This window comes from Xanthobacter versatilis (assembly GCF_043193975.1).
Classification (GTDB): domain Bacteria; phylum Pseudomonadota; class Alphaproteobacteria; order Rhizobiales; family Xanthobacteraceae; genus Xanthobacter; species Xanthobacter autotrophicus_E.
Genome location: NZ_JBAFVB010000012.1, coordinates 28,415 through 44,396, shown reverse-complemented (window position 1 = coordinate 44,396; position 15,982 = coordinate 28,415). Strand labels below are relative to the sequence as shown.

The window sequence follows — 15,982 nt, the reverse complement described above, 5'->3', positions numbered from 1 at the left end:
GTTTAAATGGCGCGTTCGTCAGGTCCGTTCTCGAGCCCTCCGGGCTCCGTCTTTCCCGACCCTTCGGTGCTGGAAGGGGTCACTGCGCCGGCCTTCGCCCATCTGCCGGACCCGGCCACCCTGTTCGCGCGCCGCGCCGAGCGCTTCGCGCGCCTGGCCCAGGGCCATCCGCTCGGCCCCTACCTCTCGTTCCTGGCCCATATCGCCCGCGCCCAGCACGTGGCGGCGGAACGCGCCCCCGCGCCCGAGCCGCCCGATGCCGAGGCGGTGGAGCGCGCCCGGACCCACGAGATGCCGCCGCTGGACCGCAGCCACTTCACCTCGGACCCGGCGTTCGAATCCCTCTTCGACCGGCTGCTGTCCCAGGCCCGCGCCATCGAGAAGCCAGAGCCGGCCGAGGCCGCCCTCGCCCACATGCTGGCAGCCTCGGAGGCGGAACGCGGCGAGATGATCCGCAACGTGCTGGCCGATTCCATTCCGGTGGAGGCGCTGGCCGAGCATCTTTATGTGGCGGCGGCGCTCCAGGTGCATTTCGCCCGCCTCGCCTCGGTGCTCGATGCCTCGCGCCTCGTGCCGGTGGGCGACGGGGTCTGCCCGGCCTGCGGCGGGCCGCCGGTGGCGAGCGTGGTGGTGGATTGGCCGGCGGCCGCCGGCGCGCGCTACTGCGCCTGCGCCCTGTGCGGCACGTGGTGGAACTTCGTGCGTGTGCGCTGCACCGCCTGTGGCTCCACCGGCGGCATCGCCTATCAGGAGGTGGAGGGCGGCCGGGGAAGCGCGCCGGGCGCCATCAAGGCCGAGACCTGCGACGCCTGCCATTCCTACGCCAAGGTGCTCTATCTCGCGAAGGACCCCGATCTCGATCCCGTCGCCGACGACGTGGCCAGCCTCGGCCTCGACCTCAAGCAGAAGGAGGGGCCCTACCGGCGCGCCACCTTCAACCCCTTCCTGCTGGGCTATTGAGGGGGCGCCATGTCCGCACATCCTGCATCATTCCCCGCCGCCCCACCCCCGGTCGCCCCGCTGCGGGTGCTGCCCTCCGTCGATGCCGTACTGAAGGTTGAGCTGGCCCGCGCCGCCACCGAGCGCCACGGCCGGCAGGCGACCACCGCGGCCGTGCGCACCGCCCTCGACGAACGCCGCGCCGCCCTGCGCGCCGGTGCCGGCGGTGCGGCGACGCCCGAGGAGATCGCGGCCAGCGCCCTCGCCCGGCTGGATGCGGCGGCGGCCCCCAGCCTCCGTCCGGTGTTCAACCTCACCGGCACCGTGCTGCACACCAATCTCGGCCGCGCCATCTTCGCGGAAGAGGCGGTGGAAGCGGCGGTGCGGGCCATGCGAAGCGCGGTCGCGCTGGAATACGACCTCGACGGCGGCAAACGCGGCGAGCGCGACGACCATGTGCGCGGCCTCGTCTGCGAGCTGACCGGGGCGGAGGACGCCACCCTCGTCAACAACAATGCCGCCGCCGTGCTCCTGGTGCTGAACACCCTGTCGCAGGGCAAGCCGGCCATCGTCTCGCGCGGCGAGCTGATCGAGATCGGCGGTGCCTTCCGCATGCCGGAGATCATGCGCCGGGCCGGCGCCGAGCTGGACGAGGTGGGCACCACCAACCGCACCCATGCCCGCGATTATCGCGACGCCATCCGCCCCGAGACCGGGGTGATCCTGAAGGTGCATACCTCCAACTACCGCATCGAGGGCTTCACCAAGGAGGTCTCGCCCCGCGAGCTGGCTGAGATCGCGCAGGCCGGCGGGGTGCCCCTCGTCAATGATCTGGGCTCCGGCACGCTGGCGGATCTGGCCCGCTACGGCCTCGTCCACGAGCCGACCGTGCGGGAGGCGGTGGCCGAGGGAGCCGACGTGGTCACCTTCTCCGGCGACAAGCTGCTGGGCGGCCCGCAGGCCGGTTTCATCGTGGGCCGGCGCGACCTCATCGCCCGAATCAACAAGAACCCCATGAAGCGGGCGCTGCGGCTGGACAAGGTGCGCCTCGCCGCCGTCGAGGCGACGCTGCGCCTGTACCGCGACCCGGACCGCCTCGCCGCGCGCCTGCCCACCCTGCGCTACCTCACTCGCCGGCCGGAGGACATGGCCGCCCAGGCCGCGCGACTGAAGCCCATCCTCGCCGCGATCCTTGGACCCGCCTTCACAATTGACGCAACGGCATGCCGCAGCCAGATCGGCTCCGGCGCCCTGCCGCTGGAGACACTGGAGGGCGTCGGCCTTGCCATTGCCAGCCGCGACGGCAGCGGCGGCGCGCTCAACCGGCTGGCCGATGGGCTGCGCCGACTTCCGGTTCCGGTCATCGGACGGATTGACGATAACGCTCTTGTGCTCGATTTGAGATGCCTTGAAGACGAAGCGGCGTTTCTCGCGTCCGTGACCGCTTTGGAGGGGGCTCATGAGCTGGCTTGACCGACTGAAGGGCAAGGGGGGTCCGGGCGAGACGCCAGGTGCCGAAGATCCGCCGCGCGTGCGCCCCTTCCCGCAACGCCCCCAGCGCCCCACCGAGGAGCGCCCCGAGACGACGGAGGCGGACGACCTCGACGCCCTCCTGAGCGACATCGCCTCCGGCCTGTCGGGCAGCCGCGCCGCGAGCCCCGCGTCCGAGCCGGAGAGCCCGATCCACCGCCGGCCCCGGCTCGACGAGCGCCCGCGCCTTGAGCAGGAGGTCGCGCCCGTGCCGCCGCAGGCACCGGCCCGCGAGGCCCCGACCCGGGAAATCCCACACCGCCAAGTCCCCGACTGGGAGGCCCCCGCCGCCGCCCCGCCGGCCGCGCGGGAGCCCGAGGCGCCGGCGCGGACGGAACCTGCCTTCGACGAGGTGGAGTTCGAGCGCCTGCTGGTGGCGGAGACCTTCGCCAACGAGCCGCCGTTTGATTCGCCGCCCCTGAAGGCGGCGGAAGCCGAGCCCCTGCCGGTCGAGCCTTTGCCGGAACCCGAGCCGGAACCGGAACCGGAGCCCGAACCCGAGGACACCCGCACGCCGGAGGCACAGATGGCGGCCGCCCTCGCCGCCGCCTCCGCCGGGGAATACGAAACAGCCCTGTCCATCTGGGAGCCCCTGGCCCGCACCGGCAACGCCCGGGCGCAGAACAATATCGGCGCCTGCTTCATCGACGGGCTGGGCGTGGACAAGGATCTGGACCTTGCCCGCCGCTGGCTGGAACTGTCCGCCGAGGGCGGCGACCCGGTGGGCCGGCGCAACCTGGCCACCCTCTACTTCAAAGGCGCCGGCGTGGCCCAGGACTATGCCAAGGCCGCCGCGCTCTACCTCGCCGCCGCCGAGGACGGCGACGGCCCGGCCCAGGACATGCTGAGCTGGATGCTGCTGGAGGGCGAGGTCATCCCCTCCGATCCCGTGGAGGCCCGGCGCTGGGCGCTGGCCGCCGCGGACCAGGGCATCGCCTCGTCCATGACGCGGCTCGGCATGATCGCCCACAATGCCCTCGGCATGGAACGCGATGCGGTGGAAGCCGCCCGCTGGTGGCGCAAAGGCGCCGAGGCCGGCGATGCCGACGGGCAGGCCATGCTCGGCGCGGCCTGCCACATGGGCGCGGGCGTGGCGCGCGACAGCGTCGCCGCCTTCGCCTGGCTGCTGCGGGCCCGCGCCGGCAAGAGCGCGCTGGCGGAGCGCTTCTTCGATGCCGTGCGCGCCAGCCTGACGCCGGAGGAGGAAGCCGCCGCCCAGCGCCGCGCCGCCATTCCACTGGGGGAGCTGCCCTGACGTGATCATCGGCACGGCCGGACATATCGACCATGGCAAGACCACGCTGGTCCGTGCGCTCACCGGTGTCGATACCGACCGGCTGAAGGAGGAGAAGGCGCGGGGCATCTCCATTGACCTCGGCTTCGCCTACCTGCCCGTGGAGGGGGTGGGCGAAGCCCAGGCGCATGGCGAGGAAGCCCCCCCTCTGGTGCTGGGCTTCGTGGACGTGCCGGGGCACGAGAAGTTCGTGCACACCATGCTGTCGGGGGCCAGCGGCATCGATTTCGCCCTGCTGGTGGTGGCCGCGGACGATGGGGTGATGCCCCAGACCCGCGAGCACCTCGCCATCCTCGACCTCCTCGGCATCTCGCAAGGCATCGTCGCCCTCACCAAGGCCGACCTTGTGGACGCCGGGCGCCGCGCTGCTGTCGAAGCGGAGATCACCGCCCTCCTCGCCCCCACCGCCCTTGCCGGCGCCCCCATCCATGCGGTGTCCGCGCCCACAGGCGAAGGCATCGCGGCGCTGCGCGATGCCCTTGCGGCAGCGGCGCGGCAGATCGGGCAGCGGGCGGCGGGCGGACGCTTCCGCCTCGCGGTGGACCGCAGCTTCACCCTCGCCGGGGCGGGAACGGTGGTGACCGGAACGGTCCTGTCCGGAACCGTGCGCGTCGGCGATAAGGTGGTGGTCAGCCCGTCCGGCCTTGCCGCCCGCGTGCGCTCGATCCGGGCGCAGGACCGGGTGGCGGAGGAAGGCGTCGCCGGCGACCGCTGCGGCCTCAACCTTGCCGGCGAGGACATCAGCAAAAGCGCCATCGCCCGCGGCGACGTGGTGCTCGACCCGGCGCTGCACGCGCCTTGCGACCATATCGACGCCGAGCTCGCCGTTCTGGCGAGCGAGAAGCGCCCCATCGCCCAATGGCTGCCGGTGCGCCTGCACCATGCGGCGCGGGAGGTGGGGGCGCGGCTGGTGCTGCTGGGAGATCCCATCGCCCCCGGCGCGTCGGCCAAGGTGCAGCTGGTGCTGGAAGCCCCCATCGCGGCGGCAGTGGGCGACCGCTTCGTGATCCGTGACACCTCGGCCCAGCGCACCATCGGCGGCGGGCGCTTCCTCGACCTGCGCGGCCCCAAGCGCAAGCGCCGCACCCCCGAGCGGCTGGCGCAGCTCGACGCCCTCGCCCAACGCGATCCCGCCCCGGCGCTTGCGGCCCTGCTGGCCATCGAGCCCTATTTCACCGACCTCTCCGCCTTCGCCCGCGACCACATCCTCACCGCCGAGGAGACCGAGGCGCTCGTTGCCCGCGTCGGCATCGTGCGGCTTGCGGCCGGCGAGGCGACCCTCGCCGTCGCCGCCGACCGCTTCGCCGGGTTCACCCGACATCTGCTGGCAGCGCTGGAGGCCTTCCACGCCGAAAATCCGGACCTGCCGGGCATGGGCCGCGAGCGGCTGCGTCTGCTGCTGGTGCCGCGCCTGCCCGCGCCGGCCTTCCTCGCCGCCCTGGAAAGCCTGGGCGACACGGTGAAGCGCGAGGGCGCCTGGGTGCGCCGGGCCGGCTTCGAGGTGCGCCTGTCCACCGCCGACGAGGCCCTGTGGAGCCGTATCGCCCCGCTCATCGGCGGCACCGAGCGCTTCCGCCCGCCGCGGGTGCGGGACCTTGCCGGCATGCTGGGCGTGGCCGAGCCGGAGGTGCGGCGCCTCATGAAGCTTGCCGGCCGCACCGGGCGGGTGGACGAGGTGGCCCACGACCATTTCTTCCTTCGCCCGGTCGTGGCGGAGATGGTGACGATCCTCGCCCGCCTGTCCGGCCCGCGCATGAAGGACGAGTTCACCGCCGCCCAGTTCCGCGACGAGGTCTCCAACGGGCGCAAGGTAGCGATCCAGATCCTCGATTTCTTCGACCGCCACGGCGTCACCCTGCGCCGGGGCGATCTGCGCCGCGTCAACCCGTTCCGGCTGGACCTGTTCGCCGGCTCGGGAAATGATGCGCGGGCAAGCGATTCGCCGGCGCCGCCAGCGCGGGGAAGAGAAGCGTCCCTGGTGGGGCGTCCGGACTTCAAATCCGGGAGGGGCCGCGAGCCGGTCCTTGGTGGGTTCGACTCCCACTCTCTTCCGCCAGATCCGCCAAAAGCCGTGGGAAAGACGCCATGATCCCGGAGCCCGAACCACTGGCGCCCGAGGCGGCGGCTCCTGCCCCGCCTTCCCCTGCCCCGCCTTCCCCAGCCCGCATGGTGTTCCTCGCCCGCCTCGATGCGGCCAAGCACGCCGCCGACGTGGCCGAGACCGACTTCCGCCGCGAAGCCGCCCTGCGCATCGAGCAGCTTGCCGCCGCCCGCGCCCATGCCTGGCGGCGCGCCGACCTGATGGCAGCGCTTGTCGCCGCGGTGGACGCAACGGAGGATGCCGAGATGGCGGTGGCCGCCGGGCAGGCGCTGCTGCGCACCCGGCTCGGCTGGACCTCCGACAGCGACGCCCGCACCGAGGTGCTCGACCGCTTCGCCGCCGTCGCCCTGGCCCTCAGCGAGGCGGACGCCGGCGGCGCGCCCGAAACAGCCCTCGCCGCCTTCGAGGACTGGTACCTTCAGACCCGGCAGAGCCCCTTCTGGTACCTGTTCGAGCACTATCTGAGCGACACGCCCCTGGTGGATTTCTGAGCGTGCGGCCAAACCCAAGACAAGCACTGCCAAGATAAAGACCGCCAAGATGAAGACCGGCAAGACGAAGGCCAAGGCCACCGATTTCGACCGCTGGCTGTCGGCCACCTATGGCGAGAACGGCAGCTTCACCGCGCTGGTGGTGCTGGTGCGCATCGAGGAGCCGCAGGTGCTTCCGCTCGCCTCCACCTTTCTCAACATCGTCGGCGACGAGGTGAGCTGGGCCGAGGTGGCCGCTTTGTTCGCCGGTGCCCGGCAGGCCTGGGACGGCGCCGCCTTCTTCGCCCAGACGGACGCCGACGGCCCGCTGGAGAACGGCGAGGCGCGCGGGCGCCTGCGGGCGCTGGAAGGGCGCATCGAGGCCGACCGGCTGGTGATCAACCAGGGCGATTTCTTCGACGCCCAGGGCCGCCGGCTGAAGGTGGAGGAAATCTCCCCGAACTAAAACCATCGGCATCGGTCGTTGACCGATGCCGAGTGGCTACGCTCAAGCGCCGCGCGGGCTTGACCAATGGTCCATGAGCAAAGCTCACGGGCCATTGGCGTGAGCGCCGCGCCGCCCGCCTATTCGATGGGGAAATCGAAATAGGTGTCGGGGAAGGGCTCGGCCTTCAGGGTGAAGTGCCACCATTCCTTGTCGAACGGCTGGAAGCCGTGCCGCGCCATGAAGCCGGCGAGCCGGTCGCGATTGGCCTTCTGCGCCCTCGTCACCGCATCCGAGCCCGGCCACGAGCGCGGGCTGAACAGGTCGAAGGGGGTCCCCATGTCGAGATCGGCCCCGGTGGCGCGATCGAACAGGGTCAGGTCCAGGGTCGAGCCGCGCGAGTGGCCGGAGCGGGCGGCGATATAGCCTTCGGCGAACAGGTCCTTCTTATCCACGTCGGGATAGAAGGCGGCCTTGGTGCGGGTGTCGGCGAGATCGCTGGCCCAGCGGGCAAAGTGCGCCACCGCGCGGGCGGGGCGGTAGCAATCGAACAGGCGCAGGCCAAGCCCGGCGGCCTTCGCCTCCGCCGCCACGGCGGCCAGCGCTTCGGCGGCCGGGCGGGTGAGGAAGCAGCGCGCGGCGCCGTAGCCGTCCACCCGCGTGCCGACGAAATTGTCCGAGCTGAAATAACGCACGTCGAACACGGCGTCCGGCACCAGCGTGGCCACGTCCACGAACAGGGCCGGACGGTCGGTGCGGGCATCGGCCGCCAGCGGCAGGCCGGCGATGCTCAAGGCAAGGGCAGCGGGCTTCACCAGTCGGTCCATCAGGAAAGAGGGCATGGCGCGGATCGCGGGAGATGGTGCGCAATCATATGAGCGTCCCGCGCCGAAGAAAACCGGCGGGAGGGCGGGTGTGTCCCTGCTTGTGCACAGCACCAGGCCGCCCCCCGGCGCGCAAGTTCAGTTCCCAAGGACCAAAGCCGGAAACATCTGGCTTCGGGCGGGAGGAGGGTCCCACCGTGCCCGGTCGAAGCAGCAGACCTTCAGGCTGAGCCAGCGTCGGCCCGGAGCCCCACCGCTTGCGGCCGCCGCGCTCTGGCGGAAACGGCCGGAGGGGTCTATCCCTCCCCGCCTCAGCGGGAGAGCGGGCGTGATCGTCGATCCGGTGTTCTATGCGGCGGCGGTGCCGGCGACCATCCTCGTGGGCATGTCGAAGGGGGGCTTCACCGGCCTGTCGGTGCTCGCCCAGCCCATCCTGGCGCTGGCCATGTCGCCGATTCAGGCCGCCGCCATCCTTCTGCCGGTGCTCATCGTGCAGGACGTGGTGAGCCTTTATGCCTATTGGCGGCGCTGGAGCGTCGCCGAGCTGCGCCGCACCCTGCCGGCCGCGGTGGTGGGCATCGTCATCGGCTACCTTTTGGCGGCGTCCGTTTCCGACCAGGCGGTGGCGCTGGGCATCGGGCTGCTCTCCATCGCCGAGGCCGCCCGCCATGCCGTGTCGAAGCGGCGCAAGCGCCCGGCGGGCGAAGCCGGGCCGGGCTCGGCGGCCCTGTGGAGCGCGGTGGCGGGCTTCGTCAGCATGATCGCCAATGCCGGCGGCCCGCCCATGATGATCTACCTGCTGCGCCGGCCCCGCCTCGCGCCCGAGCAGTTCGCGGCCACCACCGCCGCCTTCTTCTCGGTGGTCAATTGGGTGAAGGTGCCGTTCTTCCTCGCCCTCGGCCAGATCACCGGGGCGAACCTGGCCACCTCGGCGGTTCTGCTGCCGGTGGCGATCATCGCCACCTTTGCCGGCGTGCAGCTGGTGCGGCGGGTGCCGGCCGACCGCTTCTTCGGCATCATCTACCTCATCCTTGCGGCGGTGGGCCTAAAGCTGGTCTTTGACGGCCTGCCGGCCTTCTGAGGCCCCGAGCGCGGGCCGGCCGGCGACTGCCCACCCTTTGGGCGCCTGTTCCATGGACAGGGACCTGCCCATAATTAGAGCAGATCGAAAGACGTCTGCCGCCCGCCGTGCGCTGCAACGATTTTCTTCATGATCTCAATGAATTGAGTCCGCTCCTCTGGGCTGAGCATGTCGACGGTGGCGGCGTGAGCCTTTCGGGCCAGGGCTTCCATCTCCTCCAGCAGGCGCCGCCCCTCCGGGGTCAGCGCGCAGCTCTGGGAGCGGCGGTCGGTGGCCGAGGTTCCGCGGCGCACCAGGCCACGCGCCTCAAGGCGTTTGAGGGCGCCGGTGGTGGTGGTGCGATCCAGCGCGACGATGCGCGAGAGGGTGGTCTGGTCCGCCGACTCCCGCCCCGCCAAAGCGGACAAAAGGCTGTACTGCACCGGCGTCACACCAAATGGGGCACACAGCTCAGAAAACAGGCTGACATGGATCTGGTGCACCCGCCGGGCGAGGAAGCCGGGCCGGTCCGACAGCGGCCACCCCCCGTCCGAGTGGCTCTCCGGCCCCGCCTTGTAGGCATCTGAGTTTGCTTGAGATTTCGTCACAGCCACATTCCCCTCAGGCACCCCTGCCGGTCGCATTTTTGATCCAGATCAAACTCTGGCATACGGCATGCATAACCAAAATACGAAGCATACTTCGCTTTTTCAATGCAGCGCGCCAGTCGCGCAGACATGGACGGAGATCCAGATGGCTGACCCCGCGGGCTACGATATCCTCCTCAAGGGCGGACACGTCATCTGCCCTGCCTCCGGCATCGACGGCACCTTTGACGTGGCGATCCGCGATGGTCGCATCGCGGCGGTGGAACCCACCATCCTGCCGTCGGGCGCGGCCGAGGTCATCGATGTCTCCGGCAAGCTGGTGCTGCCGGGCATGATCGACACCCATGGCCACGTCTACCAGTACGTCACCGGCCGCTTCGGCCTGAACCCGGATATGGTGGGGGTCGACTCCGGCGTCACCACCGTCATCGACCAGGGCGGCCCCTCCTGCATGACCCTGCCGGGGTTCCGGAAGTTCATCGCCGAACCTTCCGATACCCGGATCTACGCCTTCCTCTCGGCCTATCTGGTGGGCGGGCTCGAGGGCCATTACTACCCGAACCTGTACAGCCCCGAATGTGTCGATATCGACGCCACCGTGCGCTCGGCCATCGCCAACCGCGACCTGGTGCGCGGCATCAAGGGCCATGCGGAAATCGGCGGCTTCGCCCGCTGGGGCATCAGGGTGATGGAGATGGCAGCGGAGATCGCCCGCCGTGCCGAACTCCCGCTCTATGTGCATTTCGGCACCCTGTGGGGCCTGCCCGAGAGCGGCGCCAACGGCGAGGACGCCGACACCATCCTGGAGCGCGTCATCCCGCTGCTGAAGGAAGGCGACGTGCTGGCCCACCCCTTCACCCGCCATCCCGGCGGCTTCGTGAACCAGCAGGGCGAGGTCCACCACGTCATCCGCGCCGCCCTCGACCGCGGCCTGAAGGTGGATGTGGGCCACGGCAGCCACTTCTCCTACCGCCTTGCGAAAAAAGCCATTTCCGCCGGCGTCGTGCCCCACACGCTGGGTGCGGACATGCATGGCTACAACACCCATGTGCCGCCCCCCGCCGGCACCCCGGCGGAGCACTATGACGACGAGAACCACCCCTTCAAGGGCCAGGCCCGCTTCAGCCTGACCCAGGCCATGAGCTCCATGATGGCCCTCGGCCTGTCGCTCGCCGACGTGGTGCCCATGGTCACCAGCAACCCGGCGAAGATGATCGGCCTCACCGATCGCATCGGCGCGCTGAAGGTGGGCTATGCCGCCGATGTCTCGGTGCTGGACGACCATCGCGGCCGCTTCCTGCTGCGCGACAACGAGGACACCAAGGTGATCGCCGAGCGGCTGCTCACCCCCGCCTTCTGCCTGCGCGCCGGCAAGCGTTTCGATGCCAGGGCCCCCATCCTGCCCCAGGCGGTGGCGGCGTGAGCGCGGCCGCCGCTCCGGCCCCGCAGGCGATCTGGGATACCCTGTCCCAGGCCGAGCGGGATGCCGCCTACAATAACAACGCCGCGGTGCCCGACAGCGCGGCGTGGGTGGCGGCGCGCGACCTCGCGGCGGCGGAATTTCGCGCCACGGCGCGCGCCCATCTCGACATCCCCTATGGCGACGGCGCGCGACAGAAGCTCGACCTTTATCCCGGCCGGGCGGGCGCGCCGTGCCTCGTTTTCATCCATGGTGGATATTGGCAGCGCAACACCCGCGAGGCCTTCGCTCATTATGCGCAGGGGCCTCTCGCCCACGGCTGGTCGGTGGCCATGCCCGGCTACACGCTGGCACCCGAGGCGCGCCTCGGCCAGATCGTGGCGGAGATCGGCGCGGCGCTGAATCTGATTGCCCGCGATGGCGCGGCCTATGGCATCACCGGGCCGCTGGTGATCTCCGGCTGGTCGGCCGGCGCGCAGCTCGCGGTGATGCAGCTGGACCATCCGGCCGTCACCGCCGGCCTCGCGGTGTCCGGCGTCTATGAGCTGGCGCCGATCCGCGACACCTTCCTGAATGGTCCGCTCGACCTGTCGGATGCGGAAATCGCGACCTTGTCGCCGCTGCGCCATGCGCCGTCGCAAAAGCCGCTGGCCATCGCCTACGGCACGGCGGAACTGCCGGCGCTGGTGCAAGACTCCCGTGCGCTTGCCGCCCGGCGGACGGCGGCCCATGCGCCAGGAGCGCTGCTGCCCATCGCCGGCGCCAACCACTTCTCCATCCTCGACGAATTGCGCCGCCCCGACGGCCAGCTGGTGCGCGCCGCCCTCGACCTGATGCCGGGAGCCGCCGCATGAGTGAGACCCAGATGCACGAAGGCGTCGGCGCCCGTCTTCCCCGCAAGGAAGACGACCGGCTGATGCGCGGGCGCGGCCAGTTTATCGCCGATATCCGCATGACCGGCATGCAGGACGTGGCCTTCGTCCGCAGCCCTTTGGCCCATGCCCGCATCCGCGCCATCCACGTGCCGGACGACCTGAAGGGCCGCGTCTTCACCGCCGCCGATCTCGACGGGGTGAAGCCCATCCGCGCCGTCTCCGGCCTGCCGGGCTTCAAGGTGTCCGAACAGCCGGTGTTGGCCCTCGGCAAGGTGCGGCAGGTGGGCGAATTGATCGCCATATGCGTCGCCGACACCCGCGCCGAGGCCGAGGACATGGCCGCCCGCGTGGAGCTGGATCTCGAGGAGCTGCCCGCCCTCCACAACATGCTGGAGGCGCGCAAGCCCGGCGCCCCCCTCGTGCACGAGCATTGGGGCGACAACGTCTTCCTCGAAAGCCTCGTGAACATCAATATCGAGGCCGCCTTCGACGCGCCGGTGAAGGTCTCGCGCACCATTTCCACCGCGCGCCAATGCATGGCCCCCATCGAGGGGCGCGGCGCCATCATCCATTTCGACCACCGCAGCGACCAGCTGGTGGTGCACACCGCCAGCCAGATGCCGCACATCGTGCGCTCAGGCCTCTCCGAATGCCTCTCGATGGAAGAAGGCCAGATCCGCATCATCTCCCCGGATGTGGGCGGTGGCTTCGGCTACAAGGCCATCCTGCTGGCGGAGGAGGTCTGCCTGGGCTGGCTGGCGCAGAAACTGCGCCGCCCGGTGCGCTGGCTGGAAGACCGGCGCGAACACCTCACCGCCAACGCCAATTGCCGCGAACACCACTACGAGATCACGCTTTATGCCGAGCGCGACGGGACGTTGCGCGGCATCGACTGTGAGGCGAGCGTGGATAGCGGCGCCTATTCCGCCTATCCCTTCTCCGCGTGCCTTGAGGCCGCGCAGGTGGCGAGCATCCTGCCCGGCCCCTACGACTTTCCCGCCTACCGCTGCCGCACCTGGTCGGTGGCCACCAACAAGTGCCCGATCCTGCCCTATCGCGGCGTGGCGCGCACCGGCGTGTGCTTCGCGCTGGAAGTGGCGCTGGATGCGCTGGCTGCGGAGCTGGGCCTTGCCCCCGAAGTGGTGCGGCTGAAGAACCTGGTGCGGCCCGAGCAGATGCCGTTCGACAACATCACCAACAAGCATTTCGACAGCGGCGATTATCCGCAGGCGCTCCATCGTGCCCTCGATGCCATCCAGGTGGAGGCGGTGCGCGCGCGCCAGACGGCGGGCGAGGCGGATGGCCGGCGCATCGGCCTCGGCCTCTCCATCTATTGCGAGCAGGCGGCGCACGGCACCTCGGTCTATTCCGGTTGGGGCATTCCCATGGTGCCCGGCCACGAGCAGGCCGGCGCACGCCTCACCCCCGACGGCGGGCTGGAACTGCGCATCGGCGCCCATTCCCACGGCCAGGGGCTGGAGACCACGCTGGCCCAGGTGGCGCACGAAATCCTCGGCATTCCCGTCGCCCGCACCCGGCTGGTGCACGGCGACACCGCCATGACTCCCTATTCCACGGGAAGCTGGGGCTCGCGGGTGATGGTGATGGCGGGCGGGGCGGTGGCCACCGCCTGCACGGAACTCGCCGAGCGTGTCCGGCGCATCGGCGCCCACATGCTGCAGGCGCCCGTGGATCAGGTGCGTCTCGAAAACGGGCGCGTGGTCGGCCCGGCGGGCGATGTGACCATCAGCCAGATCGCCCATACCTGGTACCGCCGCCCGCAGGACCTGCCGGCGGACGTGGATCCCCACGGGCTGGAAGTGACCGCCGGCTACAAGCCGCAGCGCGACAGTGGCACCTTCAGCTATGCCGCCCATGCGGTGGTGGTGGCGGTGGATCCGGAGCTGGGCGAGGTGGAGATCCTCGACTACGTCATCGTGGAAGATGGCGGCACGCTGGTGAACCCCATGGTGGTGGACGGGCAGATCCTCGGCGGCCTCGCGCAGGGCATCGGCACGGCGCTTTACGAGGAAATGCCGTTCGACAGCTCCGGCCAGCCGCTCGCATCGACGCTGGCGGACTATCTGCTGCCCGGCGCGCCGGAAGTGCCCCTGCCCTTCATCGATCATATGGCAACGCCCTCGCCCTACACGACATTCGGCGTGAAGGGCATCGGCGAAGGCGGTGCCATCGCGCCGCCGGCGGCCATCGCCAACGCCATCAACGACGCGCTGCGCCCGCTGGGAAGCGAGATGCTGCGCGCGCCCGTCACCCCGCGCCGCATCGTCGAGAGCGTGCTTGCGGCCCGCGCCAACGGCAGGAGCGCCGCATGAAGCCCGCGCCCTTCCGCCTGGAACGTCCGCGCGACATCGCCGGTGCCACGGCTCTCCTCGCCACCGGCGGCGACGGGGCGAAGGCCATGGCCGGCTCTCAGTCCCTCGGCCCCATGCTGAACCTGCGCCTCGCCGCGCCCGATCTGATCGTGGACCTCACCGGCATCGAGGCCTTGCGCACGGTGCGCGAGGAGCCGGGCCACATGGTCTATGGCGCCCTCGTCACCCATGCGGACGTGGAAGACGGGCGCGTGCCGGATGTGGGCGCGCACATCCTGCGCCGGGTGGCGGGCGGCATCGCCTATCGCGCGGTGCGCAATCGCGGCACCATGGGCGGAAGCCTTGCCCATGCCGACCCCGCAGCCGACTGGGTGAATGCCCTGTCCGCCCTCGGCGCCGAAGTGGAGATCGCCGGCCCTGCCGGCACCCGGCGCCTCACCCTGGCGCAGTTTTTCACGGGCGCTCTTTCGACCGCACTGGCGGCCGGGGAAATCCTCGTCGCCGTGCGGGTGCCCAAGGTGCCCGCCTCCGCGCGCTTCGGCTATGTGAAGCACTGCCGGAAGGTGGGCGAGTTCGCCCACGCCATCGGCGCCGTGCTGGTGGACCCGGCAGCGGGAACCTGTCGCGCGCTGATGGGCGCCATCGACGCCCCGCCCCTCGTCTTCCCCGATGCCGGCTTCCTCTTTGGCGGCCGCATCGATGCCGGTTTTGCCGCCCGCTTCGACGCAGCCGCCGCCGACGCCGCCCTCACCGCCGCCGGCATGGACGATGCGGTCGACCGCCACGTGCATGTGGAGGTGCTGCGCCGCGCCGCTGCGCAGGCGGCGAACCTCTTCACCGAGACGCGGAGCGCCGCATGAACGCCCTGCCCCGGCCGGAAGGCACAGCCCTTGGCGCCTCGCCCATGATCACCCTCACCCTCAACGGCCGCTCCGTCGCTGCGACGGCGGAAGCGCGCACCAATCTCGCTGATCTGGTGCGGGATACGCTGAACCTCACCGGCACCCACATTGGCTGCGAGCATGGGGTTTGCGGCGCCTGCACCATCCTGGTGGACGGCGAGCCGGCCCGCGCCTGCATCTCGTTTGCCGCCGCCTGCCAGGGCGCGGACGTGGTCACCATCGAGGGGCTCGACGATGACGCGGTGACCGCAGAGCTGCGCGCCGCCTTCAATCGTGAGCACGCCCTGCAATGCGGCTTCTGCACGCCGGGCATGCTGGTCTCGGCCCGCGACCTGGTGCTGCGCCTGCCGGAAGCGGACGAGGCGCGCATCCGCCTCGGTCTTGCGGGCAACCTGTGCCGCTGCACGGGTTATGCCGGCATCGTCAAGGCGGTGGCCTCGGTCATCGCCGCGCGGCGGGCGCAGGGCATCGGCCCGCTTACGGCCGAACGGCGGCTCGGGCCGGTGGGCGCGCGGGCCGGCGGGGCGACGGCAATCGCCGTTCCACTGGCGACCGTGGCCGCCCTCGCAGCGCCGGCTGCGGCTCCACTCACCGTCGGCGAAAACTTCATCCCCGCCAACAGTTTCGAGCAGGGCTTCGAGGTACCGTTCCCACCCGCCGACGTGTTCGCCTTCTTCGGCAGGATCGAGGACGTGGCAGCCTGCCTGCCGGGCGCGGTGATCGACGCCAGGCCGGCCGCCGATCTGGTGGAAGGCGGCATGCGGGTGAAGCTCGGCCCCATCGGCACCACCTTCCGCGGCACCGCGCGCATCCGCCGCGACGAGGCCACCTCCAGCGGCACCATCCACGGCGCCGGAGGGGACGGCCGCTCGCGCACCGAGGGCGAGATCCGCTATCGCGTCCTGCCGGGGACGACACCCGGCTCGGCCCGGGTGGCGCTCAGCGTGGGCTACACGCTGAAGGGCCCGCTCGCCCAGTTCGGCCGGCCGGGCCTCGTGCGCGAGGTGGCGGGCCGGCTCATCGCCGATTTCGCCGCAAATCTTGAGGCCCGCCTTTCCGGCGCGCCGGCGCCGGCGGCGACAGGCCCCGGCCTCAACCCGCTCAAGCTGCTGACAGCCCTGATTTCCCAACGGCTCGGCGCCCTGTGGCGCCGCATCCGCCCCGCTTCCTGACCCTGACTG

13 protein-coding genes, 1 tRNA gene and 1 pseudogene are annotated in these 15,982 nt (G+C 70.9%); 13 read left to right on the top strand and 2 right to left on the bottom strand.

What is annotated here, in order from left to right:
• Positions 1 to 6: 6 nt before the first annotated feature.
• From fdhE to V5F66_RS19450, 7 genes and pseudogenes are all read left to right on the top strand, one after another.
• A complete protein-coding gene (fdhE, locus tag V5F66_RS19480; RefSeq protein ID WP_394094532.1) occupies positions 7 to 960 on the top strand; it encodes a formate dehydrogenase accessory protein FdhE in 954 nt (317 codons plus the stop codon).
• Between the two features lie 9 nt (positions 961 to 969).
• Entirely contained in the window at positions 970 to 2,412 is a 1,443-nt protein-coding gene (gene selA / locus V5F66_RS19475) for an L-seryl-tRNA(Sec) selenium transferase (protein WP_394053460.1), read from the top strand.
• 583 nt (positions 2,413 to 2,995) lie between these two features.
• The gene (locus V5F66_RS19470; protein WP_394094579.1) at positions 2,996 to 3,724 is read left to right on the top strand and encodes a tetratricopeptide repeat protein; all 729 of its coding nucleotides are present in this window, start codon (positions 2,996 to 2,998) and stop codon (positions 3,722 to 3,724) included.
• A gap of 1 nt (position 3,725) precedes the next feature.
• Positions 3,726 to 5,630 (top strand): annotated as a pseudogene (gene selB / locus V5F66_RS19465) (selenocysteine-specific translation elongation factor); the annotation flags it as partial.
• Positions 5,631 to 5,723: 93 nt separating this feature from the next.
• A tRNA-Sec gene (locus tag V5F66_RS19460) sits at positions 5,724 to 5,819 on the top strand.
• Between the two features lie 29 nt (positions 5,820 to 5,848).
• Positions 5,849 to 6,355 (top strand): hypothetical protein, encoded by a 507-nt coding sequence (locus V5F66_RS19455; protein ID WP_394094531.1) that lies wholly within the window; start codon positions 5,849 to 5,851, stop codon positions 6,353 to 6,355.
• Positions 6,356 to 6,404: 49 nt separating this feature from the next.
• Entirely contained in the window at positions 6,405 to 6,800 is a 396-nt protein-coding gene (locus V5F66_RS19450; protein ID WP_394053464.1) for a hypothetical protein, read from the top strand.
• 119 nt (positions 6,801 to 6,919) lie between these two features.
• Here V5F66_RS19450 and V5F66_RS19445 read toward each other — a convergent pair whose 3' ends face one another.
• On the bottom strand, positions 6,920 to 7,621 hold the full coding sequence (locus V5F66_RS19445; RefSeq protein WP_394008955.1) for a M15 family metallopeptidase: 702 nt from the start codon (positions 7,619 to 7,621) through the stop codon (positions 6,920 to 6,922).
• A gap of 310 nt (positions 7,622 to 7,931) precedes the next feature.
• Between V5F66_RS19445 and V5F66_RS19440 the strand changes: the two genes are divergently transcribed.
• A complete protein-coding gene (locus V5F66_RS19440) occupies positions 7,932 to 8,684 on the top strand; it encodes a sulfite exporter TauE/SafE family protein (protein WP_012112674.1) in 753 nt (250 codons plus the stop codon).
• Between the two features lie 74 nt (positions 8,685 to 8,758).
• Here the strand turns inward: V5F66_RS19440 and V5F66_RS19435 are convergent, their stop codons facing one another.
• Positions 8,759 to 9,277 (bottom strand): MarR family winged helix-turn-helix transcriptional regulator, encoded by a 519-nt coding sequence (locus V5F66_RS19435; RefSeq protein ID WP_394094530.1) that lies wholly within the window; start codon positions 9,275 to 9,277, stop codon positions 8,759 to 8,761.
• A 139-nt stretch (positions 9,278 to 9,416) separates the two neighbouring features.
• Here V5F66_RS19435 and V5F66_RS19430 point away from each other — a divergent pair, with 139 nt between their 5' ends.
• From V5F66_RS19430 to V5F66_RS19410, 5 genes are read left to right on the top strand one after another with little or no spacing between them, the layout of a single operon-like run.
• On the top strand, positions 9,417 to 10,694 hold the full coding sequence (locus V5F66_RS19430; RefSeq protein WP_394094529.1) for an amidohydrolase/deacetylase family metallohydrolase: 1,278 nt from the start codon (positions 9,417 to 9,419) through the stop codon (positions 10,692 to 10,694).
• Entirely contained in the window at positions 10,691 to 11,545 is an 855-nt protein-coding gene (locus V5F66_RS19425) for an alpha/beta hydrolase (RefSeq protein WP_394094528.1), read from the top strand. The genes V5F66_RS19430 and V5F66_RS19425 overlap by 4 nt, the downstream gene beginning before the upstream one ends.
• A complete protein-coding gene (locus V5F66_RS19420) occupies positions 11,542 to 13,899 on the top strand; it encodes a xanthine dehydrogenase family protein molybdopterin-binding subunit (protein ID WP_394094527.1) in 2,358 nt (785 codons plus the stop codon). The genes V5F66_RS19425 and V5F66_RS19420 overlap by 4 nt, the downstream gene beginning before the upstream one ends.
• The gene (locus V5F66_RS19415; RefSeq protein WP_394053471.1) at positions 13,896 to 14,759 is read left to right on the top strand and encodes an FAD binding domain-containing protein; all 864 of its coding nucleotides are present in this window, start codon (positions 13,896 to 13,898) and stop codon (positions 14,757 to 14,759) included. Before V5F66_RS19420 ends, V5F66_RS19415 begins: the two co-directional genes overlap by 4 nt.
• Entirely contained in the window at positions 14,756 to 15,973 is a 1,218-nt protein-coding gene (locus tag V5F66_RS19410) for a xanthine dehydrogenase family Fe-S subunit (protein ID WP_394053473.1), read from the top strand. The genes V5F66_RS19415 and V5F66_RS19410 overlap by 4 nt, the downstream gene beginning before the upstream one ends.
• Positions 15,974 to 15,982 lie beyond the last annotated feature (9 nt).

What these genes read in the sequence shown, in the direction of transcription:
- fdhE (WP_394094532.1), top strand. Translation starts at nt 7, where the DNA reads ATGGCGCGTTCGTCAGGTCCGTTCTCGAGCCCTCCGGGCTCCGTCTTT.
- selA (WP_394053460.1), top strand. Translation starts at nt 970, where the DNA reads ATGTCCGCACATCCTGCATCATTCCCCGCCGCCCCACCCCCGGTCGCC.
- V5F66_RS19470 (WP_394094579.1), top strand. Translation starts at nt 2,996, where the DNA reads ATGGCGGCCGCCCTCGCCGCCGCCTCCGCCGGGGAATACGAAACAGCC.
- V5F66_RS19455 (WP_394094531.1), top strand. Translation starts at nt 5,849, where the DNA reads ATGATCCCGGAGCCCGAACCACTGGCGCCCGAGGCGGCGGCTCCTGCC.
- V5F66_RS19450 (WP_394053464.1), top strand. Translation starts at nt 6,405, where the DNA reads ATGAAGACCGGCAAGACGAAGGCCAAGGCCACCGATTTCGACCGCTGG.
- V5F66_RS19445 (WP_394008955.1), bottom strand. Translation starts at nt 7,621, where the DNA reads ATGCCCTCTTTCCTGATGGACCGACTGGTGAAGCCCGCTGCCCTTGCC.
- V5F66_RS19430 (WP_394094529.1), top strand. Translation starts at nt 9,417, where the DNA reads ATGGCTGACCCCGCGGGCTACGATATCCTCCTCAAGGGCGGACACGTC.
- V5F66_RS19420 (WP_394094527.1), top strand. Translation starts at nt 11,542, where the DNA reads ATGAGTGAGACCCAGATGCACGAAGGCGTCGGCGCCCGTCTTCCCCGC.
- V5F66_RS19415 (WP_394053471.1), top strand. Translation starts at nt 13,896, where the DNA reads ATGAAGCCCGCGCCCTTCCGCCTGGAACGTCCGCGCGACATCGCCGGT.
- V5F66_RS19410 (WP_394053473.1), top strand. Translation starts at nt 14,756, where the DNA reads ATGAACGCCCTGCCCCGGCCGGAAGGCACAGCCCTTGGCGCCTCGCCC.